The organism is Telluria sp. ZB2R32 (genome assembly GCF_059685715.1).
Genome location: NZ_JCASIG010000003.1, coordinates 407285 through 425552 on the forward strand (window position 1 = coordinate 407285; position 18268 = coordinate 425552).

At 63.5% G+C, this 18268-nt stretch carries 18 protein-coding genes and 1 tRNA gene; 16 read left to right on the forward strand and 3 right to left on the reverse strand.

All coding sequences use genetic code 11. The features are described from left to right. Window positions 1-104 precede the first annotated feature (104 nt). Complete coding sequence (locus AC56LG_RS11230; protein WP_497166184.1) at window positions 105-1511, reverse strand: M16 family metallopeptidase; 1407 nt, start codon at window positions 1509-1511, stop codon at window positions 105-107. An 11-nt stretch (window positions 1512-1522) separates the two neighbouring features. After that, the gene (locus AC56LG_RS11235; RefSeq protein ID WP_497166185.1) at window positions 1523-2911 is read right to left on the reverse strand and encodes a M16 family metallopeptidase; all 1389 of its coding nucleotides are present in this window, start codon (window positions 2909-2911) and stop codon (window positions 1523-1525) included. A gap of 317 nt (window positions 2912-3228) precedes the next feature. Here AC56LG_RS11235 and AC56LG_RS11240 point away from each other — a divergent pair, with 317 nt between their 5' ends. The 6 genes from AC56LG_RS11240 (at window position 3229) to AC56LG_RS11265 (ending at window position 8769) form a co-directional block, all read left to right on the forward strand. Then, window positions 3229-3996 (forward strand): GIN domain-containing protein, encoded by a 768-nt coding sequence (locus AC56LG_RS11240; protein ID WP_497166186.1) that lies wholly within the window; start codon window positions 3229-3231, stop codon window positions 3994-3996. Window positions 3997-4044: 48 nt separating this feature from the next. After that, the gene (locus AC56LG_RS11245; RefSeq protein WP_497166187.1) at window positions 4045-4665 is read left to right on the forward strand and encodes a tetratricopeptide repeat protein; all 621 of its coding nucleotides are present in this window, start codon (window positions 4045-4047) and stop codon (window positions 4663-4665) included. Continuing rightward, window positions 4662-5120 carry a GNAT family N-acetyltransferase gene (locus AC56LG_RS11250; protein ID WP_497166188.1) on the forward strand — a complete coding sequence of 153 codons (459 nt, stop codon included), beginning with the start codon at window positions 4662-4664 and terminating at the stop codon, window positions 5118-5120. The genes AC56LG_RS11245 and AC56LG_RS11250 overlap by 4 nt, the downstream gene beginning before the upstream one ends. 92 nt (window positions 5121-5212) lie before the next feature. Beyond that, complete coding sequence (locus tag AC56LG_RS11255; RefSeq protein ID WP_497166189.1) at window positions 5213-5575, forward strand: hypothetical protein; 363 nt, start codon at window positions 5213-5215, stop codon at window positions 5573-5575. After that, window positions 5572-5715 carry a hypothetical protein gene (locus AC56LG_RS11260; protein ID WP_497166190.1) on the forward strand — a complete coding sequence of 48 codons (144 nt, stop codon included), beginning with the start codon at window positions 5572-5574 and terminating at the stop codon, window positions 5713-5715. Before AC56LG_RS11255 ends, AC56LG_RS11260 begins: the two co-directional genes overlap by 4 nt. 201 nt (window positions 5716-5916) lie before the next feature. Beyond that, on the forward strand, window positions 5917-8769 hold the full coding sequence (locus AC56LG_RS11265) for a M16 family metallopeptidase (protein ID WP_497166191.1): 2853 nt from the start codon (window positions 5917-5919) through the stop codon (window positions 8767-8769). 169 nt (window positions 8770-8938) lie between these two features. Here AC56LG_RS11265 and AC56LG_RS11270 read toward each other — a convergent pair whose 3' ends face one another. Further along, window positions 8939-10309, reverse strand: a complete 1371-nt coding sequence (locus AC56LG_RS11270) for an SGNH/GDSL hydrolase family protein (protein ID WP_497166192.1) — start codon at window positions 10307-10309, stop codon at window positions 8939-8941. Window positions 10310-10569: 260 nt separating this feature from the next. On the opposite strand from AC56LG_RS11270, the gene AC56LG_RS11275 reads away from it, so the two are divergent. From AC56LG_RS11275 to nuoF, 10 genes are all read left to right on the forward strand, one after another. Continuing rightward, complete coding sequence (locus AC56LG_RS11275) at window positions 10570-11550, forward strand: NAD(P)H-quinone oxidoreductase (RefSeq protein ID WP_497166193.1); 981 nt, start codon at window positions 10570-10572, stop codon at window positions 11548-11550. Between the two features lie 266 nt (window positions 11551-11816). Continuing rightward, a complete protein-coding gene (gene tpiA / locus AC56LG_RS11280) occupies window positions 11817-12578 on the forward strand; it encodes a triose-phosphate isomerase (RefSeq protein ID WP_497166194.1) in 762 nt (253 codons plus the stop codon). A 63-nt stretch (window positions 12579-12641) separates the two neighbouring features. Then, on the forward strand, window positions 12642-13124 hold the full coding sequence (gene secG, locus AC56LG_RS11285; protein ID WP_497166195.1) for a preprotein translocase subunit SecG: 483 nt from the start codon (window positions 12642-12644) through the stop codon (window positions 13122-13124). 359 nt (window positions 13125-13483) lie between these two features. After that, window positions 13484-13568 (forward strand) — tRNA-Leu (locus AC56LG_RS11290). 175 nt (window positions 13569-13743) lie between these two features. Further along, window positions 13744-14103, forward strand: a complete 360-nt coding sequence (locus tag AC56LG_RS11295) for an NADH-quinone oxidoreductase subunit A (RefSeq protein ID WP_056336180.1) — start codon at window positions 13744-13746, stop codon at window positions 14101-14103. Between the two features lie 3 nt (window positions 14104-14106). Next, on the forward strand, window positions 14107-14586 hold the full coding sequence (locus AC56LG_RS11300; RefSeq protein ID WP_056333529.1) for a NuoB/complex I 20 kDa subunit family protein: 480 nt from the start codon (window positions 14107-14109) through the stop codon (window positions 14584-14586). Between the two features lie 17 nt (window positions 14587-14603). Continuing rightward, on the forward strand, window positions 14604-15197 hold the full coding sequence (locus tag AC56LG_RS11305) for an NADH-quinone oxidoreductase subunit C (protein WP_192055366.1): 594 nt from the start codon (window positions 14604-14606) through the stop codon (window positions 15195-15197). Next, window positions 15197-16450, forward strand: coding sequence for an NADH-quinone oxidoreductase subunit D (locus tag AC56LG_RS11310; RefSeq protein ID WP_497166196.1), 1254 nt, complete (start codon window positions 15197-15199; stop codon window positions 16448-16450). Before AC56LG_RS11305 ends, AC56LG_RS11310 begins: the two co-directional genes overlap by 1 nt. A gap of 29 nt (window positions 16451-16479) precedes the next feature. Then, entirely contained in the window at window positions 16480-16968 is a 489-nt protein-coding gene (gene nuoE, locus AC56LG_RS11315) for an NADH-quinone oxidoreductase subunit NuoE (RefSeq protein WP_497166197.1), read from the forward strand. Next, window positions 16965-18260 carry an NADH-quinone oxidoreductase subunit NuoF gene (gene nuoF, locus AC56LG_RS11320; protein ID WP_497166198.1) on the forward strand — a complete coding sequence of 432 codons (1296 nt, stop codon included), beginning with the start codon at window positions 16965-16967 and terminating at the stop codon, window positions 18258-18260. The genes nuoE and nuoF overlap by 4 nt, the downstream gene beginning before the upstream one ends. Window positions 18261-18268 lie beyond the last annotated feature (8 nt).

Genomic DNA, 18268 nt, shown 5'->3' on the forward strand with positions numbered 1-18268 from the left:
GTCCTGACTCCACGCGTTTTCGTACCCATGCATACCCGGCCGCCCAAAAAAATGCCCGCACGCGGCGGGCATCGATTTGGACAATCGACCGGACAAAACCGTCCTTATTTATCGGTCACCGTAAACTCGCCGAACGCCTTGAGCTGCTCGCCCACCGCCTTCGGATCGCCTACGACGACGATCGACTGCGCTTCCGGTGCGAAATACTTCTTCGACACGTCACGCACCTGCTGCGGCGTCACCTTCTGGATCAGCGGCACGTACTGGCCGAGGAATTCCGGCGGCAGGCCGATCAGCCAGTTGCGCGCCAGCGTCGAGGCGACCGAGGCTTGCAGCTGGTTGCTGATCAGGTAGCCGCCGGCGACGTAGCGCTTGTTCATCGTCATTTCGTCGGCCGGCACCAGTTCGCTGCCGATGCGGCGGTACTCGTTCAGGTATTCGGTCAGGGCCGCACCCGTGACTTCGTTGCGCACGTCGGCGCCGCCGACGATGGCGCCGCCGGCGCGGTTCATGCGCGCCCCGGCCGAGGCGCCGTAGGTATAGCCCTTTTGCTCGCGCAGGTTGATGTTCACGCGGCTCGAAAAGCCGCCGCCGAGGATGGTGCTGGCCAGGCGCAGCGGCACCTGCTCGTCGGCGCTGGCGGCGATGCCGGGGCCGCCCACGCGGATGGTCGACTGCACGCTGCCCGCGCGTTCGAGCAGGATGCGCGCCGGTTGCGCGGCGCGCGCCGGCGGCGCCGGCTCGGCCAGGGCGGGGCCCTGCGCCTTCCAGTCGCCAAAGGCAGCCTGCACCAGTTTCATCGCCTCGGATTCCTTGATGCTGCCGGTGATGACCAGCAGCGCGCGGTCCGGACGGAAGCGCTGGGCGTGCGCGCCGCGCAGCATGTCCTGCGTGACCGACGTGATGGCGGCGGCGGTCGGCTGGGTATGGCCGTACGGGTGTGCGCCATACACGGCCTGGCTGACCGCGCGCTCGGCGCGGAAGCTCGGCGTGGCCTCGGCCGCGCGCAGCGCCTGCAGCGCATTCGCCTTGGTCAGCTCGACCTCTTTCGCCGGGAAGCTCGGCGTGCGCGACACCTCGGCCAGCAGCGCCATCATCGGGCCGGCCTGCGAAGCGACGGCATTGGCCTGGACGACGATGCCGTCCGCGGCCGGGCCGGCGGCCACCGAGCCGCCCATGCCCTGGGCCGCTTCGGCGATCGCGCGCGAGTCGCGCCTGGCGCTGCCTTCGTTGATCATCCCGGCCAGGATGTTGGCGAAGCCCGGATGGTCCTTGTCGTCGGCGGCAAAGCCGGCGCCGCGCACGGCCAGCACGTAGTCCACGCGCGGCAGGCCCTGGCGCGGTACGACCCAGACCGTCATGCCGTTGGACAGGGTCTTCTTGACGATCTTCGGCGTCGGGATCGGCTTGTCGGCGCCGTAGGGCGGCATGGCGTTGGAGGTGGGAGCCTCGGCAAAGGCAGCCGGGGCGAAGACAAGCGAAATCGCCAGTGTCAGCATCAGTTTGTTCATCGATGCGCTCCTTACTTTTGTGCGCCGGCAGCCGGCGTGGTTGGTGCACCGGCATCCGCCACCTTGGCGACGGGCTTGCGGTCGATGACGGTGCGGTTGTTCTTCACCAGGTAGATCGAGGCCGCGCGCTGGATGTCGGCAGAGGTGACGCCTTCGATCCAGCCCGGGATCTTGTTGACGACGTTGGCGTCGCCCCACAGCGTCTGCAGGCGCGCCAGGGTGTCGGCGCGGCTGATGAAGCTTTCCAGCCCGTTGTTCCAGTCGGCCAGCATGCGCGTCTTCACCCGTTTCAGGGTGGCGGCGTCGACGCCGTCCTTGACGATCTTCGCGACCTCTTCATCCATGGCGTTCAGGATGGCGTCGGCATTCGTGGTCGGCTTGTACATCGTGTAGACGGTGAACAGGGTCGGGCCGCCGAATTCCCACGGGCTGGTGAGGCCGAACAGGACTTCGGTGTTGAGCGCCAGTTCGCGGCCCTTGACCAGGCCCTGGTACAACACGGACGCATCGTCGCCGGCCAGCAGTTCGCCCAGCACGGCCATCGGCGCCTGGTCGCGGCTGCCGCGTTCCGGCATCTTCCAGGCGGCGGCCAGCGCCGGCACTTGCGCCAGCGGGTCGCTCTGCTCGATGCGCTTTTCGGCCTTGTTCAAGCCTTCGCTGAAGTCGCCGCCTTTCGGCACCGGGCGCGCGGCAATGCTGCCGAAGTATTTCTGGGCCAGCGCAAAGCCCTGGGCCGGGGTCACGTCGCCGGCGATCGCCAGCACCGCGTTGTTCGGGCCGTAGTAATCGCGGTGGAAGGCGCGCACGTCGTCCAGGCTGGCGTTCTCGAGGTCTTCGAAGCTGCCGTAGCCGTCGTGGTTGTTCTCCCATTTCTGGAAGGCGTGCTGGCCGATGTCGAGCCACATGAAGCCGCCGTAGGGCTGGTTCTTCACGTTCACGCGGATCTCTTCCTTGACCACGTCCTGCTGGTTCTTGAGCGTTTCCTTGTTGAAGTCGAGCGTCTTCATGCGGTCCGCTTCCAGCCACAGGATCGGTTCCAGCGCGGACGCAGGCGCGGTTTCGATGTAGTTGGTGAAGTCGGGGCGGGTCGAACCGTTGTTGCGCCCGCCCCCGCCGGTGATCGTCTTGTCGAACACGCCTTTCGGCGCGTTCGGCGTCCCCTGGAACATCAGGTGTTCGAACAGGTGGGCGAAGCCGGTACGGTTCTTCGGTTCGAGACGCATGCCGACGTGGTAGACGACGGAGACGCCGACGGTGGGCGAACTGTGGTCTTCGGTGACGATGACGGTCAGGCCGTTGTCGAGTTTCTTGGTGTGGACCGGCAGGTCCCACTTGTCGCTGGCCGCGAGGGCGGAGACCGACAAGCCGAGCCCGGCCAGCAGGACGGGAAGATGGCGCATGCGCATTGATGACCTCGATAGAAGGGCTGAGTCGAATGAAATGCTCCGGACGCAGGGCACCCGAAGCATTTCATCTTAGCGCAAGGGAATATTAGAACGGAAATCCTTTTGCGTATGCATGTTGACCGGACGCAGGGCGGCGAGCCCGTCGATTTGTCGTCTGGTGCCGCAAATCTGCAGTCTGTCGCAATCCGGGCCGGGCGGTGCGGGCGCATCGTTATAGTGACTTCATTGTCAAACTGTATAAGAATTGCCGGGCAAGCGACGTTGTGCGGCGCGGCGGTGGCACAAACAAGAACATGAACACGGAGAAGCACATGAACACATTGTTGAAGTCCGGCCTGGTGGCCATCGGCTTGCTGGCGCTGATGCGCCTGGCGTCGGCCGCGCCCGAAACCGCCACGGAAACGCGTCCGCTCGACGCGCGCGTGGTGCGCATCAAGATCGACGGCGTGGTCGACCTGCGCGTGCGCCAGGGCAGCCCGGCGGCGCTGGTCCTGTCCGGCGAGCCGCGCTTCATCGCGCAGATGACGACGCTGCAAAGCGGCGACACGGTCGTCATCGGCACCGAGATGCACGAGATGCGCATGGGGCGCAAGAACGGCGTGCGCGCCGACCTGGTGATGCCGAACCTGCGCGAAGTGAGTTCGGAGAGCGTCGGCATGACCGAGATCACCGGGTTCAAGGGCGAGGAACTCGAACTGTCGCTGGACGGCGCCGGCTCGATGAACGTGAACGCCGACTTCCGCGTCATCAGCGCCAGCCTCGGCGGCGTGGGCAGCATGCGCCTGGCCGGCATGAACAGCGAGCGCATCAACCTCGACTTGCAGGGCGCCGGCTACGTGACGCTGCTCGGGCGCAGCAAGACATTGACGGCCGAGCTGAGCGGCCTGGGCGGGCTCGACGCGCAGCAGTTCGTGGCGGACGCCGTCACGCTCGAACTATCGGGCCTGGGCAACGCGACGATTACCGCGCACCAGAGCGCCAACCTGAACCTGTCGGGCATGGGATCGGTCACAGTCTACGGCAAGCCGCTCAACCGCCGGGTGAGTGTCGACGGACTGGGCAAGGTCAGCTGGAAGTAAACCACATCGGACAAGGTAGGCGCAAAGACCGATCCACGTACTGAGACAATGAAAAAATTTACCGTAGCGATCCTGCTGGCGCTGGGCCTGAGTTGCGGCCTGCACGGCGCGGCACTGGCAGGTTTCCCCGAAGGGGCGAGCGCGTACAACGCGCGCAATTACGCGCTGGCGATGAAGGAGATCGCCCCGCTGGCGCGCGCCGGCAATCCCGATGCCCAGCACTTGCTGGGCTTGATGTACTACATGGGCCGCGGCACCGCGCGCGACTACAAGCAGGCGTTCACCTGGCATCTGAAGGCGGCGCAGCAGGGCAAGGCCGACGCCCAGTACGTGGTCGGCGCCATGTACTACACCGGCAACGCCGTGCCCCAGGACCAGAAGCACGCCGTCAGCTGGTTTCGCAAGGCGGCCGAGCAGGGCCACGGCGAAGCCCAGCACGCGCTCGGCCTGATGTACCGCTACCACGTGGCCGGCGTGCCGGGCGATCCGGTCATCGCCTACATGCTGTGGAACCTGGCCGCCGCCGCCGGCAACAACAACGCCGTCAGCCAGCGCGCGTCGATCGCCAAAACCATGACGCAGGAGCAGATCGAAGAGGCGCAGGCCCTGTCGCGCACGTGGAAGGTGGGGACGCCGCTGCCGGCGCAGTCGCGCACGGGTGGCGGATGACGCGGTCGGTGACCACGCGGCCCGCCCTTGCCGGGGACAAGCCGCGCATCCGGCAGCTCTACGAAGCGGCGCTCAGGCACCATATCGAGATCATCTGGGGCTGGGATGACGATTGGCAGCAGGCCTATTTCGACAAGGCTTTCGTCGACTTGTCGACGCAAGTGATCGAGGTCGATGGACGTTTCGCGGGCTATCTGCAGGTCGACCACGGCAGCGACGAAGACTACCTGAGCATGCTGGTGCTCGATCCCGGGTTCCGCTCGGACGGTGTCGGCGCACGCTTGCTGGCGACGCTCCAGGCCGACAGCCGGCGCGCGGGCCGCGGCATCTGGCTGCGCGTTTTCCGGACCAATGCGGCGGCGCGGCGGTTCTACGAGCGGGAAGGGTGGGGGCTGGTCGGGGATGAAGGCGATTTCCTGGTCATGCGGCCTGGGACTGGCGTATCGGTTGCCTGAAGCCGTGTGCGCAAGGCTTTGCTTGTCGTGGAAACGATGGTCTTCCCAGGACTGCCCTACACCATTGATTATCTTAAATTAACCAGCAATGTATGCGTGACTTGATTCTCTTTTCTCCCCTTCTTCTGCTCCTTCTTGCTATTGTTTTCGCCAAACTCGTTTACCACCGAACCAACTCGATCGTGTGGGCCAGCACTGTTTTCACCTTGTTTTTCTCTTTTGGTATTGCCTTCGGCCGACTTCCAATTCCATTGCCGACATTAATTTTCTTGCCAATCGCCTTGTATGACCTGATCAATGCGCCGCCTTGTGTGCAGACCAGCGACGGATGTTACTCGGAGGCTGACCCAGTGGGCACCTTGAAGGTCTTTGTTTATCTTTTCTCCCTTCAGTGGGCGTTTTGGACCGCAATATTTGTTTTGTTTCGATATGTGTTCTTTACGAAAAGGCAATGACAGTCACGGAAGAATCCGGCTATTCAATCATCGTCGGTGCATTCGCCGATCCGGCATTCCCGGCGCCCGCGGTCTCGGTCTACGAAGAACGCATGCACCGATGGGTCGTGCCGCCCGCCGGGGCCGAGCATTTCCCGTAAATCATGGAATCGGGCACAGGCCGAGCATCTTCCAAAAATCGGGAATTGAACGTTCTTTATCGTGGAAGTACAGCCACTACCATTGCACTTGCATCCCAGCGCCAACGTTGTAGCAATCAGGAAATTGCAATAGTATCCAGAACCTTAAGGCGTGCGCCGATCGTGCGCCGCCCGTTCGTTCCATTCCGAGGATGTGATTGCATGAAGATTGTTCGCCCGACCCTGCTACTAGCCGCCTGCGTGGCCTCGACCCTCGCGTCGACCCTGCCTCTCCCGGCGCAGGCCGCCGCTGCGTCGAAAACCGCTGCGCCGAAAGCCGCCCTGACAGTGGAGTATCAGAAGTTCACGCTGCCCAACGGCCTGGAGGTCATCTTCCACATCGACCGTTCCGACCCGGTCGTGGCCGTCAACCTGACCGCGCACGTGGGCTCGGCGCGCGAAAAGGCGGGGCGCACGGGTTTTGCGCACCTGTTCGAACACTTGCTGTTCCTGGAGTCGGAAAACCTCGGCAAGGGCGGGCTCGACAAGATGACGGCGCGCATCGGCGGCTCGGGCGCCAACGGCTCGACCTCGCAGGACCGCACGAATTACCTGCAGACCGTCCCCAAGGATGCGCTGGAAAAAATGATCTGGGCCGAAGCGGACAAGCTCGGCTGGTTCATCAATACCGTCACCGAGCCGGTGCTGGCCAAGGAAAAGCAGGTCGTCAAGAACGAGAAACGCCAGGGCGTCGACAATGCGCCCTACGGCCACACCCGCTACGTCATCAACAAGGCGCTGTACCCGGAAAACCATCCGTACAACTGGCAGGTGATCGGTTCGCTCGACGACCTGCAGAATGCGACCCTGGACGACGTCAAGGAATTCTTCCGCCTGTGGTACGTGCCGAACAACGTGACCCTGGTGCTGGCCGGCGACTTCGATCCGGTGCAGGCGCGCAAATGGGTGGAAAAATATTTTTCCGAGATCAAGCGCGGCGATGCAATTCCCGCCCTGGTCAAGCGTCCGGGCGTGCTGAAGCAGACCGTCAAGCTGGCGCATGAGGACAACTTCGCGAAGCTGCCCGAACTGACGATGACCTGGCCGACCGTCGAGGACTTGCATCCGGATTCGTATGCGCTGGAAGTCTTGGCCGAATACCTGTCCGAGACCAAGCGCGCGCCGTTCTACAAAGTGCTGGTGGAAGACACCAAGCTCGCGCCCGCGGTCCAGATCGGCAACCAGACCGCCGAACTGGCGGGCCAGTTCATGCTGCGCATCCGCGCCTTCGAGAACAAGCCACTCGACGAGGTAGCCGGCGCCGTCAACCAGGCCTTCGCCAAATTCGAGGAAGAGGGCATCTCCGAGAAAGACCTGAACCGCATCAAGGCCGGCCTCGAGACCCGTTTCTACAACTCGGTGTCGAGCGTGCTCGGCAAGTCGGCGCTGCTGGCGGAATACAACTACCTGACCGGCAATCCGGGCTATGTGGCCGAAGGCGTCAAGAAGACGCTGGCCGTCACCACGGCCGACGTGCGGCGCGTGTACGACACCTACATCAAGGGTAAACCGTTTGTGGCGACCAGTTTCGTCCCGAAGGGCAAGCTGGCGCTGGCCTTGACCGATTCGTCCAAGGCCGAAGTCGTCGAAGAAAAAGTGGTGCAGGGCGCCGAGAATGCGGTCGATCCGACCGCGAATGCCGAGTACACAAAAACACCATCGACGTTTGACCGCAGCAAGGAGCCACCGTACGGCGAGGCGCTTGCCGTCAAGGTGCCACAGGTGTGGAACGCGACGCTGGCCAACGGCATGCGGGTGGTCGGTATCGAGAACCGGGAAGTGCCGCTGGTGCAGTTCGACATCGCCATCGACGGCGGCCTGCTGCTGGACAAGCCGGAGAAGGTCGGCGTGGCCAACCTGATGGCGCGCATGCTGACGCAGGGCACCGCGAAGAAAACCCCGCAGGAACTGGAAGAAGCGATCCTGCAGCTGGGCGCAACGATCAACGTGACGGCGCGCACCGAGGACGTGCGCATCAGCGTGACGACGCTGGCGCGCAACTACCGTGCGACGCTCGACCTGGTGCAGGAAATCCTGCTGCAGCCGCGCTGGGACGAAAAGGAATTCGCCCTCATCAAGCAAAGCGTGCTGAGCCAGATCCGCCAGCAGGAAGCCGATCCGAACGCACTGGCCGCCATCAATTTCAGCAAGCTGGTCTACGCCAAGGACGATCTCCGTTCGCGCAATATCCTCGGCACCGCCGAGACGGTGAACGCCATCACCATCGACGACCTGAAACGCTATTACAGCGCCAACCTGTCGCCCTCGAATGCGCGCATGCACGTGGTCGGCGCCTTGCCGAAATCCGCCATTGCCGCTTCGCTGGCCGGCCTGAACCGTACATGGAAAGCCAAGCCGGTAGCTTTGCCGGCAGCCACGAGCGCGGCCGGCCAGGCGCCCGGCAAGGTGTACTTCGTCGACGTGCCGGATGCCAAGCAGTCGGTGCTGCAGGTCGGCTACCGGGCGCTGGCCGCCACCGATCCGGACTACTACCCGGCCACCGTGATGAACTACATCCTGGGCGGCGGCGGTTTCGCGTCGCGCCTGACCCAGCAGCTGCGCGAAGGCAAAGGCTACACCTACGGCATCACATCGAATTTCTCGGGCAGCAAGAGCCCCGGACCCTTCATCATCGCCAGCGGCGTGCGCAGCAACGTCACGCTCGAGTCGACCCAACTGGTGAAGCAGATCCTGCAGGACTATCCGGCGACCTATTCGGCGGCCGACCTCGAGACGACCCGCAACTTCCTCGTGAAAAGCAATGCGCGCGCTTTTGAAACGTCCGCAGCCAAGCTGGCCATGCTCGACAACATCAGCAAGTACGGCTGGCGCCCTGACTACGTGAAAGAGCGTGAAGGGATCGTCAAGGCAATGACGCTGCCACGCATCCAGGCGTTGTCGCAGAAGTACCTGGATCCGTCGAAGATGGTGTGGCTGGTGGTGGGCGATGCCAAGACGCAGCTGCCGCGGATGAAGGAGCTGGGGTTCGATGAGCCGGTGCTGATCGCCAAGTAAGCCAGGTTGGCCGCCGGCGTCCAGGATGTTGAATTGGCCCTGGCTTAACGTAGGGTGGGCTCCCGAGCCCACGCGGTGATACGCGGCAGCGAGATCGTCGAGCACGACATCGGAGCCGTTGCGTATCACCGCGTGGGCACAAGTGAAGTGCCCACCCTACGGTAATAGCTTATTGCGCCGGTATTTGAGCCTTCTGCCGCGCCGGTTTCAAGCCCGACACCCCCAGCGACCGAAACAGCCCCAGCGGCACCGCATTGCCCATCGCCTGGTACCCAAGGTCGTTCGGGTGCAAATGGTCGCCGCTGTCGTAGGCCGGCAGGAAGCGCGTCGGGTGCGCCGGGTCGCGCGTGGCGAGGTCGAAGTCGATCACGCCGTCGAATTCGTCGCTCGAACGAATCCAGTTGTTCACCGCCTGGCGCACGACTTCCTTCTCGGGCGAGTAATAGCCCGCTCCCTCGAACGGCGTGAGCGTGGCGCCGAACACGGCGATGCCTTTCGCGTGGGCGCGCGCGATCACCTGGCGGTAGCCGGCGATGAGGTCGGCCGCAGGGATCGGGCTGGTTGCCGGGCTGTTGCCGATGTCGTTAATGCCGATCATCAGAGTCATGTAGCGCACGCCGGCGGTGGCGAGCACGTCGCGGTCGAAGCGTTCGAGGATGCTGCGTCCGCCCAGCAGGTTGGCTGGGTTGCCGAGCAGGCGGTTGGCGCTGATGCCGCGGTTGACCACGCCCAGGCGGCCGTTGATGCCGAGCACCGGGTCGCGCACGGTCTGCAGGCGGCGCGCCAGCCAGTCGGGCCAGCGGTTGTTGGTGTCGGGCGTGCTGCGGGTGCCGTCGGTGATCGAGTCGCCCAGGGTCACGATCGATGGGCCGGCACTGTCGACGTCGACTTCGGTGAGGAAGGGCCAGGCCGTGATCGTGCGCTGCACCGGTAGCGTCGGGGCGGCAGTGAAATTGCCCGGCAGCGAAACGTAGTTGGTCTGCGAGCCCACGTTGTGGATCGTGTTCGCTTCGACCGTACCCGGCAGGTAGAGACTGACGGCGAGATCGCCGAGCGCCGGCACGTTCAGTTCGACCGGGTCGGACAGGACCGGCGCGCCGGGCGGGATCGTCACCGACGCGTTGCCGCCGAAGGTGAGCGCGCGGTCGGTGCCGGGGGCCACGTCGGAGCCGCCGGCGCGCACGCCGATGCGGGCGGCGCCGACGTTCAAGGGCGTGGTCCCCATCTCGTTCGACACGCGGATGCGTACGCGGTTGCCGCCGATGCTGGTGTGGACGATCAGGCGCAGGGTCTGGTCGGTGAAGGTTTGCAGGTTGGCGGCCGGTGGCGGACCGGCCGGGGCCGCGCCCCAGGTGCCGGTCCAGCGCTCGGTGGTCCAGTCCTGGGCGTCGGCGTACTGGCCGGGCAGGGCAAGGGCAATCGCCAGCGCGACGCTGCCGAGCAGCATGCCGCGGCGCGGACGATTCTCTGGCGTGGGACGGGAAAATGCGGATGCCGTTCGGCGCGCAAACTGTGACAGGGCAGCGGACATCGATTGCATGATGTGCTCCTTCGATAGTGGTGGGGGACGACTCGTATGCCTGAGCTCGTGCCCTCCAATCTATGCGGCGGGGATAAGTCTTACAAGATGGTCACGGACGCGTTCGTTGTGCCAGCTCTAAAGTTCCCCAAAAAGCTCATGCATTAGAGAATTTGTTTGCGCTTGAGCACAGCAATCAGAAATATAGTCGCCATCGAGCAACAAAAACAAGGCCGATGACGCTGCCGTACAATGATCGCTTTCTTAATGGAGGCCGAACCATGCGCGCGATCGAAATCACCCAGCCGGGCAAACCCGAGGTACTGCAGCCCTGCGAGCGGCCGACGCCGGAACTGAAAGCGGGCGAGGTGCTGATCAGGGTGCACGCCGCCGGCATCAACCGCCCGGACGTGTTCCAGCGCCAGGGCAACTATCCGGTGCCGCCGGGCGCCTCCGACCTGCCGGGGCTGGAAGTGGCGGGCGAGATCGTCGACGGCGACCTGGGCGATAGCGGTTTTTCGAAAGGCGACATGGTGTGCGCGCTGGTGCAGGGCGGCGGCTATGCCGAGTACTGTGCGGCGCCGCTGGCCCAATGCCTGCCGGTGCCTGCCGGTTTGAGCATGGTGGAAGCGGCGTCGCTGCCGGAAACCTTCTTCACGGTCTGGACCAACGTGTTCGACCGCGCGCAGTTGAGCGAGGGCGAGACGCTGCTGGTGCAGGGCGGCACCTCGGGCATCGGCGTGACCGCGATCCAGCTGGCCACCGCACTGGGCCACCGCGTGTTCGCCACCGCCGGCAGCGACGACAAATGCCGCGCCTGCGAAGAACTCGGCGCCGAGCGCGGCATCAATTACCGCGACGAGGATTTCGTCGCGGTGGTGAAGGAGCTGACCGGCGGACGCGGCGTCGACGTGGTGCTGGACATGGTGGCTGGCGATTACGTGGCGCGCGAGATCGATTGCCTGGCGGACGATGGGCGGATTGCGCTGATTGCGCTGCTGGGTGGGGCCAAGGCGAATGTGGACCTGGGGCAGGTGCTGCGTCGGCGCCTGAGCATCAGCGGGTCGACGCTGCGGCCGCGGCCGGTCGCTTTTAAAGGGGCGATTGCGCGCAACCTGCGCGAGCGGGTGTGGCCGTTGCTGGAGGCGGGCAAGGTGAAGCCGGTGATTTACAGGACTTTCCCGCTGGAGGAGGCGGCCGCGGCGCATGCGCTGATGGAGTCGAGTACGCATGTGGGGAAGATTGTGCTCACGGTGGTGTAAGCCGCTGCGTGGCGGTGCATCGGCTGGCTGAACGCGTGGGCGGGAGACCCGCCCACCCTACACCGCTGCGGTACAAGGCAGCGTTTCGCAAGCCAGCGTAAGGTGGGCGGGTTCCCCGCCCACGCGTTCAACGGACACCAGTTTCGCCGCGCACCATCAATTTGACGTCCAAATCCTTGACGTCTTTTCAACACGCCAGCCCAGCCATTGTTTGACCGCCCCATGAACGGCAGCTAGAATAGCGGGTTATTTGACTGTGGGGTAATATGCGTCCCAAACTCGTTGTAGGTAACTGGAAAATGAATGGCAGCCGCGCGAATAATGCGACGCTGCTCGGCGGTATTGTTGACGGCTTGGGCAGTATCGCCAAGGCAAACGCCGCCGTGTGCGTGCCGGCGCCTTACCTGCAGCAATGCGCCGATGCGCTGGCCGGCACGCCGCTGGCCTGGGGCGCGCAGGACGTGTCGCTCCACGCGAGCGGCGCCTACACCGGCGAAGTCGCCGCGTCGATGCTGGCCGAGTTCGGCTGCCGCTACGCGATCGTCGGCCACTCGGAGCGCCGCGCCTACCATGGCGAGACGAGCGAGCAGGTGGCGCGCAAGGCGCTGGCGGCATTGAATGCCGGCCTGACCCCGATCGTCTGCGTGGGCGAAACCCTCGACGAACGCGAAGCGGGACAAACAAATGTTGTAGTCGGCAAACAAATGTCTGCCGTACTGGAACTGCTTGACGACGACGCCATCGCGCGTATCGTGGTCGCCTACGAACCTGTCTGGGCGATCGGCACCGGCAAGACGGCCACGCCGGCGATGGCGCAGGAAGTGCATGCGCAATTGCGCAGCCAGCTGCGCGAACGCAGCGCGGCGGCAAGCGAGAAGGTCGCGATCCTGTACGGCGGCAGCATGAAGCCGGACAACGCGGTCGAGCTGCTGGCCCAGCCTGATATCGACGGCGGCCTGATCGGCGGCGCGGCGCTCAAGGCGACCGACTTTCTGGCGATCATCGGCGCGGCGGAAGCGGCGGCCTGAAGCCGGGCACTGCTTTTAGAAATTCAGTATTTGCAACGTAGTTAAACTTGGAATGGAATTGGTATGAGCGTGATGTTCAATCTTGTTGTTGTCGTGCAGGTTATCTCCGCACTGGCAATCATTGCCCTGGTCCTGCTGCAGCACGGTAAGGGTGCCGACATGGGCGCCGCTTTCGGTTCCGGCGCCTCGGGCAGCCTGTTCGGCGCCAGCGGTTCGTCGAACTTCCTGTCGAAGTCGACCGCGGTGGCGGCCGCCATCTTCTTCGCCTCGACCCTGTCGCTGGCGTACATGAGCAACAACCGTACCCCGGGCGCGGCGCCGAGCGGCGGCGTGATGGAGCGCATGGCGGCGCCGGCCAATGGCGTACCGGCGAATGCCGGCGCGAACGTGCCTGCCACGACCACCGCCCCTGAAGCCGTTGCGCCGACCGCCGGTGTGCCGGCTGCACCGACGGCCGACGTGCCGCCGGCAGGTCCTGCCGAGACGGTTCCTGCGACGGTGTCGCCGGCGCCGGCTGCGCAGTCGGAGCCAGGTCCGGCCAAGTAATACGTATCGTTTCAGTTGTAGACGTGGGTGGCTCTCTGGGGCTCCCTGCGTGGCTTCAAGGTGGTGGCAGGGTAGCGGATAGGTATCGCGATTCGACGTGCAAACGTGCGTTGAACGCGTGGGCGGAGGAACCGCCCACCCTGCATCCCTCCGGCAAGCGCCCCGCAAGCTCGAATTTTTCCTCTGTAGTACAGCCGGTATTTACCTGACCAGGGCATTTATCCGGTGCTCATGCCTCTTTCGCCATGTTTTCAAAGGCATAACGAAGGAAAGTTTGAGAAATTCCTTGTTTTTCCTTGCGATGGCTCAATTTGAGCATTGAAAAAGGGTGCTAAAGCAGGGTAGAATACTGGTCTCCAGCCGACGTGGTGAAATTGGTAGACACGCTATCTTGAGGGGGTAGTGGCGCAAGCTGTGCGAGTTCGAGTCTCGCCGTCGGCACCAAGATACAGAAAAAGCCAGCAAGGGCAAACGAGCAATTGCTCTCATGCCTGAGCTGGCTTTTTTACGAGGATCAGTCGTACGGTCCTGGTGGCAAGTACGAAGCCAGGATTGCGCGATACGGCGCTGCAGGCATGCAGTGGTTTCATTAACCCGATCGTTCAACATAGGCTTCATCGTGAACCTCGAAAATTACTTCCCCGTTCTTCTCTTCATCCTGATTGGCGTCGGTGTCGGCGTCGCACCCCAGGTGCTCGGATATCTGCTCGGACCGCAACGGCCCGACGCTGCAAAGCTCTCCCCTTACGAATGCGGCTTCGAAGCTTTCGAAGACGCGCGCATGAAATTCGACGTCCGTTACTATCTGGTCGCGATTCTCTTTATTTTGTTTGATCTGGAAACGGCATTCTTCTTCCCATGGGGCGTCTCCATGCGCGAACTGGGCTGGACCGGCTTCATCACGATGATGGTGTTCATTGCCGAGTTCGTGGTTGGTTTCTGGTACATCTGGAAGAAAGGTGCCCTTGATTGGGAATAAGCCATGGCTATTCATGAAGGCGTTCTAAACGAAGGTTTCATTACCACCACAGCCGATAAGCTGATCAACTGGGCGCGCACGGGATCGATGTTCCCGATGACGTTTGGCCTGGCCTGCTGCGCGGTCGAGATGATGCATGTGGGCGCAGCCCGCTATGACCTCGACCGCTTCGGCATTGTGTTCCGTCCATCGCCGCGCCAGTCCGACGTGATGATCGTCGCCGGCACGCTGTGCAACAAGATGGCGCCGGCACTGCGCAAGGTCTACGACCAGATGGCCGAGCCGCGCTGGGTCATCTCGATGGGTTCCTGCGCCAACGGCGGCGGCTACTACCACTACTCGTACTCGGTGGTGCGCGGCTGCGACCGCATCGTGCCGGTCGACGTCTACGTGCCGGGCTGCCCGCCGACGGCGGAAGCGCTGCTGTACGGCATCATGCAGTTGCAGAACAAGATCAAGCGCACCAACACCATCGCGCGTTAATACACTGCGGATTCACCATGACGACAAAACTCGAAGTCCTCCAACTCGCCCTGGAAAAAGCACTGGGCGAGGGCGCTGCCATTTCGGCGGCGCTCGGCGAAGTGACCGTGGTGGTCAAGGCCGCCGATTACCTCAAGGCGATGCAGACCCTGCGCGACGACCCGTCGCTCGCATTCGAAGAAATGATCGACTTGTGCGGCGTCGATTACTCCCAATATGGGGAAGGCACCTGGGACGGCCCGCGCTACGCGGTCACCACCCACCTGCTGTCGCTGGCGAACAACTGGCGCGTGCGCGTGCGCGTCTTCGCCCCCGACGACGAAATGCCGATCGTGGAATCGATCACCTCGATCTGGCGCGCCGCCAACTGGTACGAGCGCGAAGCCTTCGACCTGTACGGCATCCTGTTCGACGGTCATGGCGACCTGCGCCGCATCCTGACCGACTATGGCTTCATCGGCCACCCGTTCCGCAAGGACTTCCCGATCTCGGGCTATGTCGAAATGCGCTACGACCCCGAGCAGAAGCGCGTGATCTACCAACCCGTGACGATTGAGCCGCGTGAGAACATCCCGCGCGTGATCCGCGAAGAAACCTACGGGATGAAATAATGGCTGAGCTTAAGAATTACACCCTGAACTTTGGTCCGCAGCACCCGGCAGCGCACGGCGTGCTGCGCCTCGTGCTCGAACTCGACGGCGAAGTGATCCAGCGCGCCGATCCGCACATCGGCCTGCTGCACCGCGGCACCGAGAAGCTGGCCGAAACGCGCACCTACCTGCAGTCGGTACCGTACATGGACCGCCTCGACTACGTCTCGATGATGTGCAACGAGCACGGCTACGTGCTGGCCGTCGAAAAGCTGCTCGGCGTCGAAGCGCCGATCCGCGCGCAGTACATCCGCGTCATGTTCGACGAGATCACCCGCCTGCTGAACCACCTGATGTGGCTCGGCGCGCACGCGCTCGACATCGGCGCCATGGGTCCGTTCCTGTACGCCTTCCGCGACCGCGAAGACCTGTTCGACGTCTACGAAGCCGTGTCGGGCGCGCGCATGCACGCGGCCTACTACCGCCCGGGCGGCGTCTACCGCGACCTGCCGGACTTCATGCCGAAGCACAAGGAATCGATCATCCGCAGCAAGAAGGCGATCGACCAGCTCAACGAAGACCGCCAGGGTTCGGTGCTGGACTTCATCGAGGCGTTTACCAAGCGTTTCGACGGCTATGTCGACGAATACGAAACCCTGCTGACCGACAATAGGATTTGGAAGCAAAGGACGGTCGGCATCGGTGTGGTCAGCCCGGAAGACGCGAAGGCGATGGGCTTCACCGGCGCCATGCTGCGCGGTTCGGGCGTGGCCTGGGACCTGCGCAAGACGCAGCCGTACGCCGTGTACGACAAGCTCGAGTTCGACATCCCGGTCGGCACCAACGGCGACTCCTACGACCGCTACCTGGTCCGCATGGAAGAGATGCGCCAGTCGAACCGCATCATCAAGCAGTGCATTACCTGGCTGCGCGCGAACCAGGGTCCGGTGATGATCGACAACCACAAGATCGTCCCGCCTGCGCGCGAAGAGATGAAGTCGAACATGGAATCGCTGATTCACCACTTCAAGCTGTTCACCGAAGGCTTCCACGTCCCGCCGGGCGAGGCATATGCCGCGGTCGAGCACCCGAAGGGCGAGTTCGGCATCTACATTGTTTCCGACGGCGCCAACAAGCCATACCGCCTCAAGATCCGCACGCCCGACTATGCGCACCTGCAGAGCCTGGACGAGATGGCGCGTGGCCACATGATCGCCGACGCCGTCACCATCATCGGCACCCAGGACATCGTGTTCGGTTCCATCGACCGATAAGTTCGATCAGTTCAAAGGCAGAAAAGATTATGTTGTTATCCGAGCAGTGCTATAAAAAAATCGACCGCGAGCTGGGCAAGTACCCGGCGGACCAGCGTCAATCGGCCGTGATGGCCGCGCTGGCCCACGCCCAGGTCGAACTGGGCTGGCTGTCGCCCGATACCATGCAGGAAGTCGCCGACTATATCGGCATGCCGGCCATCGCCGTGCAGGAAGTGGCGACCTTCTACAACATGTACAACACCCGCCCGGTCGGCAAGCACAAGATCACCGTGTGCACCAACCTGCCGTGCGCCTTGTCCGGCGGCGAGCGTGCCGCCCACCATTTGATGCACAAGCTTGGCGTCGAGTTTAGAGGCACCACCGAAGACGGCCAGTTCACCGTGCTCGAGGGCGAGTGCATGGGCGCCTGCGGCGATGCGCCGGTCATGCTGGTGAATAACCACCGCATGTGCTCGTTCATGAGCAACGAGAAGATCGACGCCCTGGTGGATGAACTGAAGGAAATCAAGGTATGACCAGCCTGCACGACCGTCACATCAATCCGCTGATCCTGAAGGACCTGGACGGCGAAAACTGGCACCTGGAAGACTACGTCAAGCGCGGCGGCTATTCGGCCCTGCGCCGTATCCTCGAGGGTGGCGTCACCCAGGAACAGGTCATCGCCGACCTGAAGGCCTCGGGCCTGCGCGGCCGCGGCGGCGCCGGTTTCCCGACCGGCCTGAAGTGGAGCTTCATGCCGCGCCAGTTCCCTGGCCAAAAATACCTCGTCTGCAACACCGACGAAGGCGAGCCGGGCACGTTCAAGGACCGCGACATCATCCGCTACAACCCGCACGCGCTGATCGAAGGCATGGCCATCGGCGCCTACGCGATGGGCATCACCGTGGGCTACAACTACATCCACGGCGAGATCTTCCAGGAATACCTGCGTTTCGAAGAAGCGCTGGAAGAGGCGCGCGCCGCCGGTTTCCTGGGCGATGGCATCATGGGTTCGACGTTCAACTTCCAGTTGCACGCCGCGCACGGCTACGGCGCCTACATCTGCGGCGAAGAGACCGCACTGCTGGAGTCGCTCGAGGGCAAGAAGGGACAGCCGCGCTTCAAGCCGCCGTTCCCGGCCTCGTTCGGCCTGTACGGCAAGCCGACCACGATCAACAACACCGAGACCTTCGCCGCCGTGCCGTTCATCATGAACGTCGGCCCCGAAAACTACATGGGCATGGGCAAGCCGAACAACGGCGGCACCAAGATCTTCTCGATCTCGGGCGACGTCGAGCGTCCGGGCAACTACGAGATCCCGCTGGGCACGCCGTTCGCCAAGCTGCTCGAGCTGGCCGGCGGTATGCGCGGCGGCAAGAAGATCAAGGCCGTTATTCCAGGCGGTTCGTCGGCACCGGTCATCCGTGGCGAAGTCATGATGGAAACGGACATGGACTACGACTCGATCGCGAAAGCGGGCTCGATGTTGGGTTCGGGCGCCGTCATCGTAATGGACGAAACGCGCTGCATGGTCAAGTCGCTGCTGCGCCTGTCCTACTTCTATTACGAAGAGTCGTGCGGCCAGTGCACGCCGTGCCGCGAAGGCACCGGCTGGCTGTACCGCATGGTGCACCGTATCGAAAACGGCCAGGGCCGCCCGGAAGATATCGAGCTCCTGAACAACGTCGCGTTCAACATCAAGGGCCGCACGATCTGCGCACTCGGCGAAGCCGCCGCGATGCCGGTCGAAGCCATGATCAAGAACTTCCGTGAGGAATTCATTCATCACATCGAGCACAAGCAATGCTGTGTGCCCGAATACCTTTAAGCCAGGTC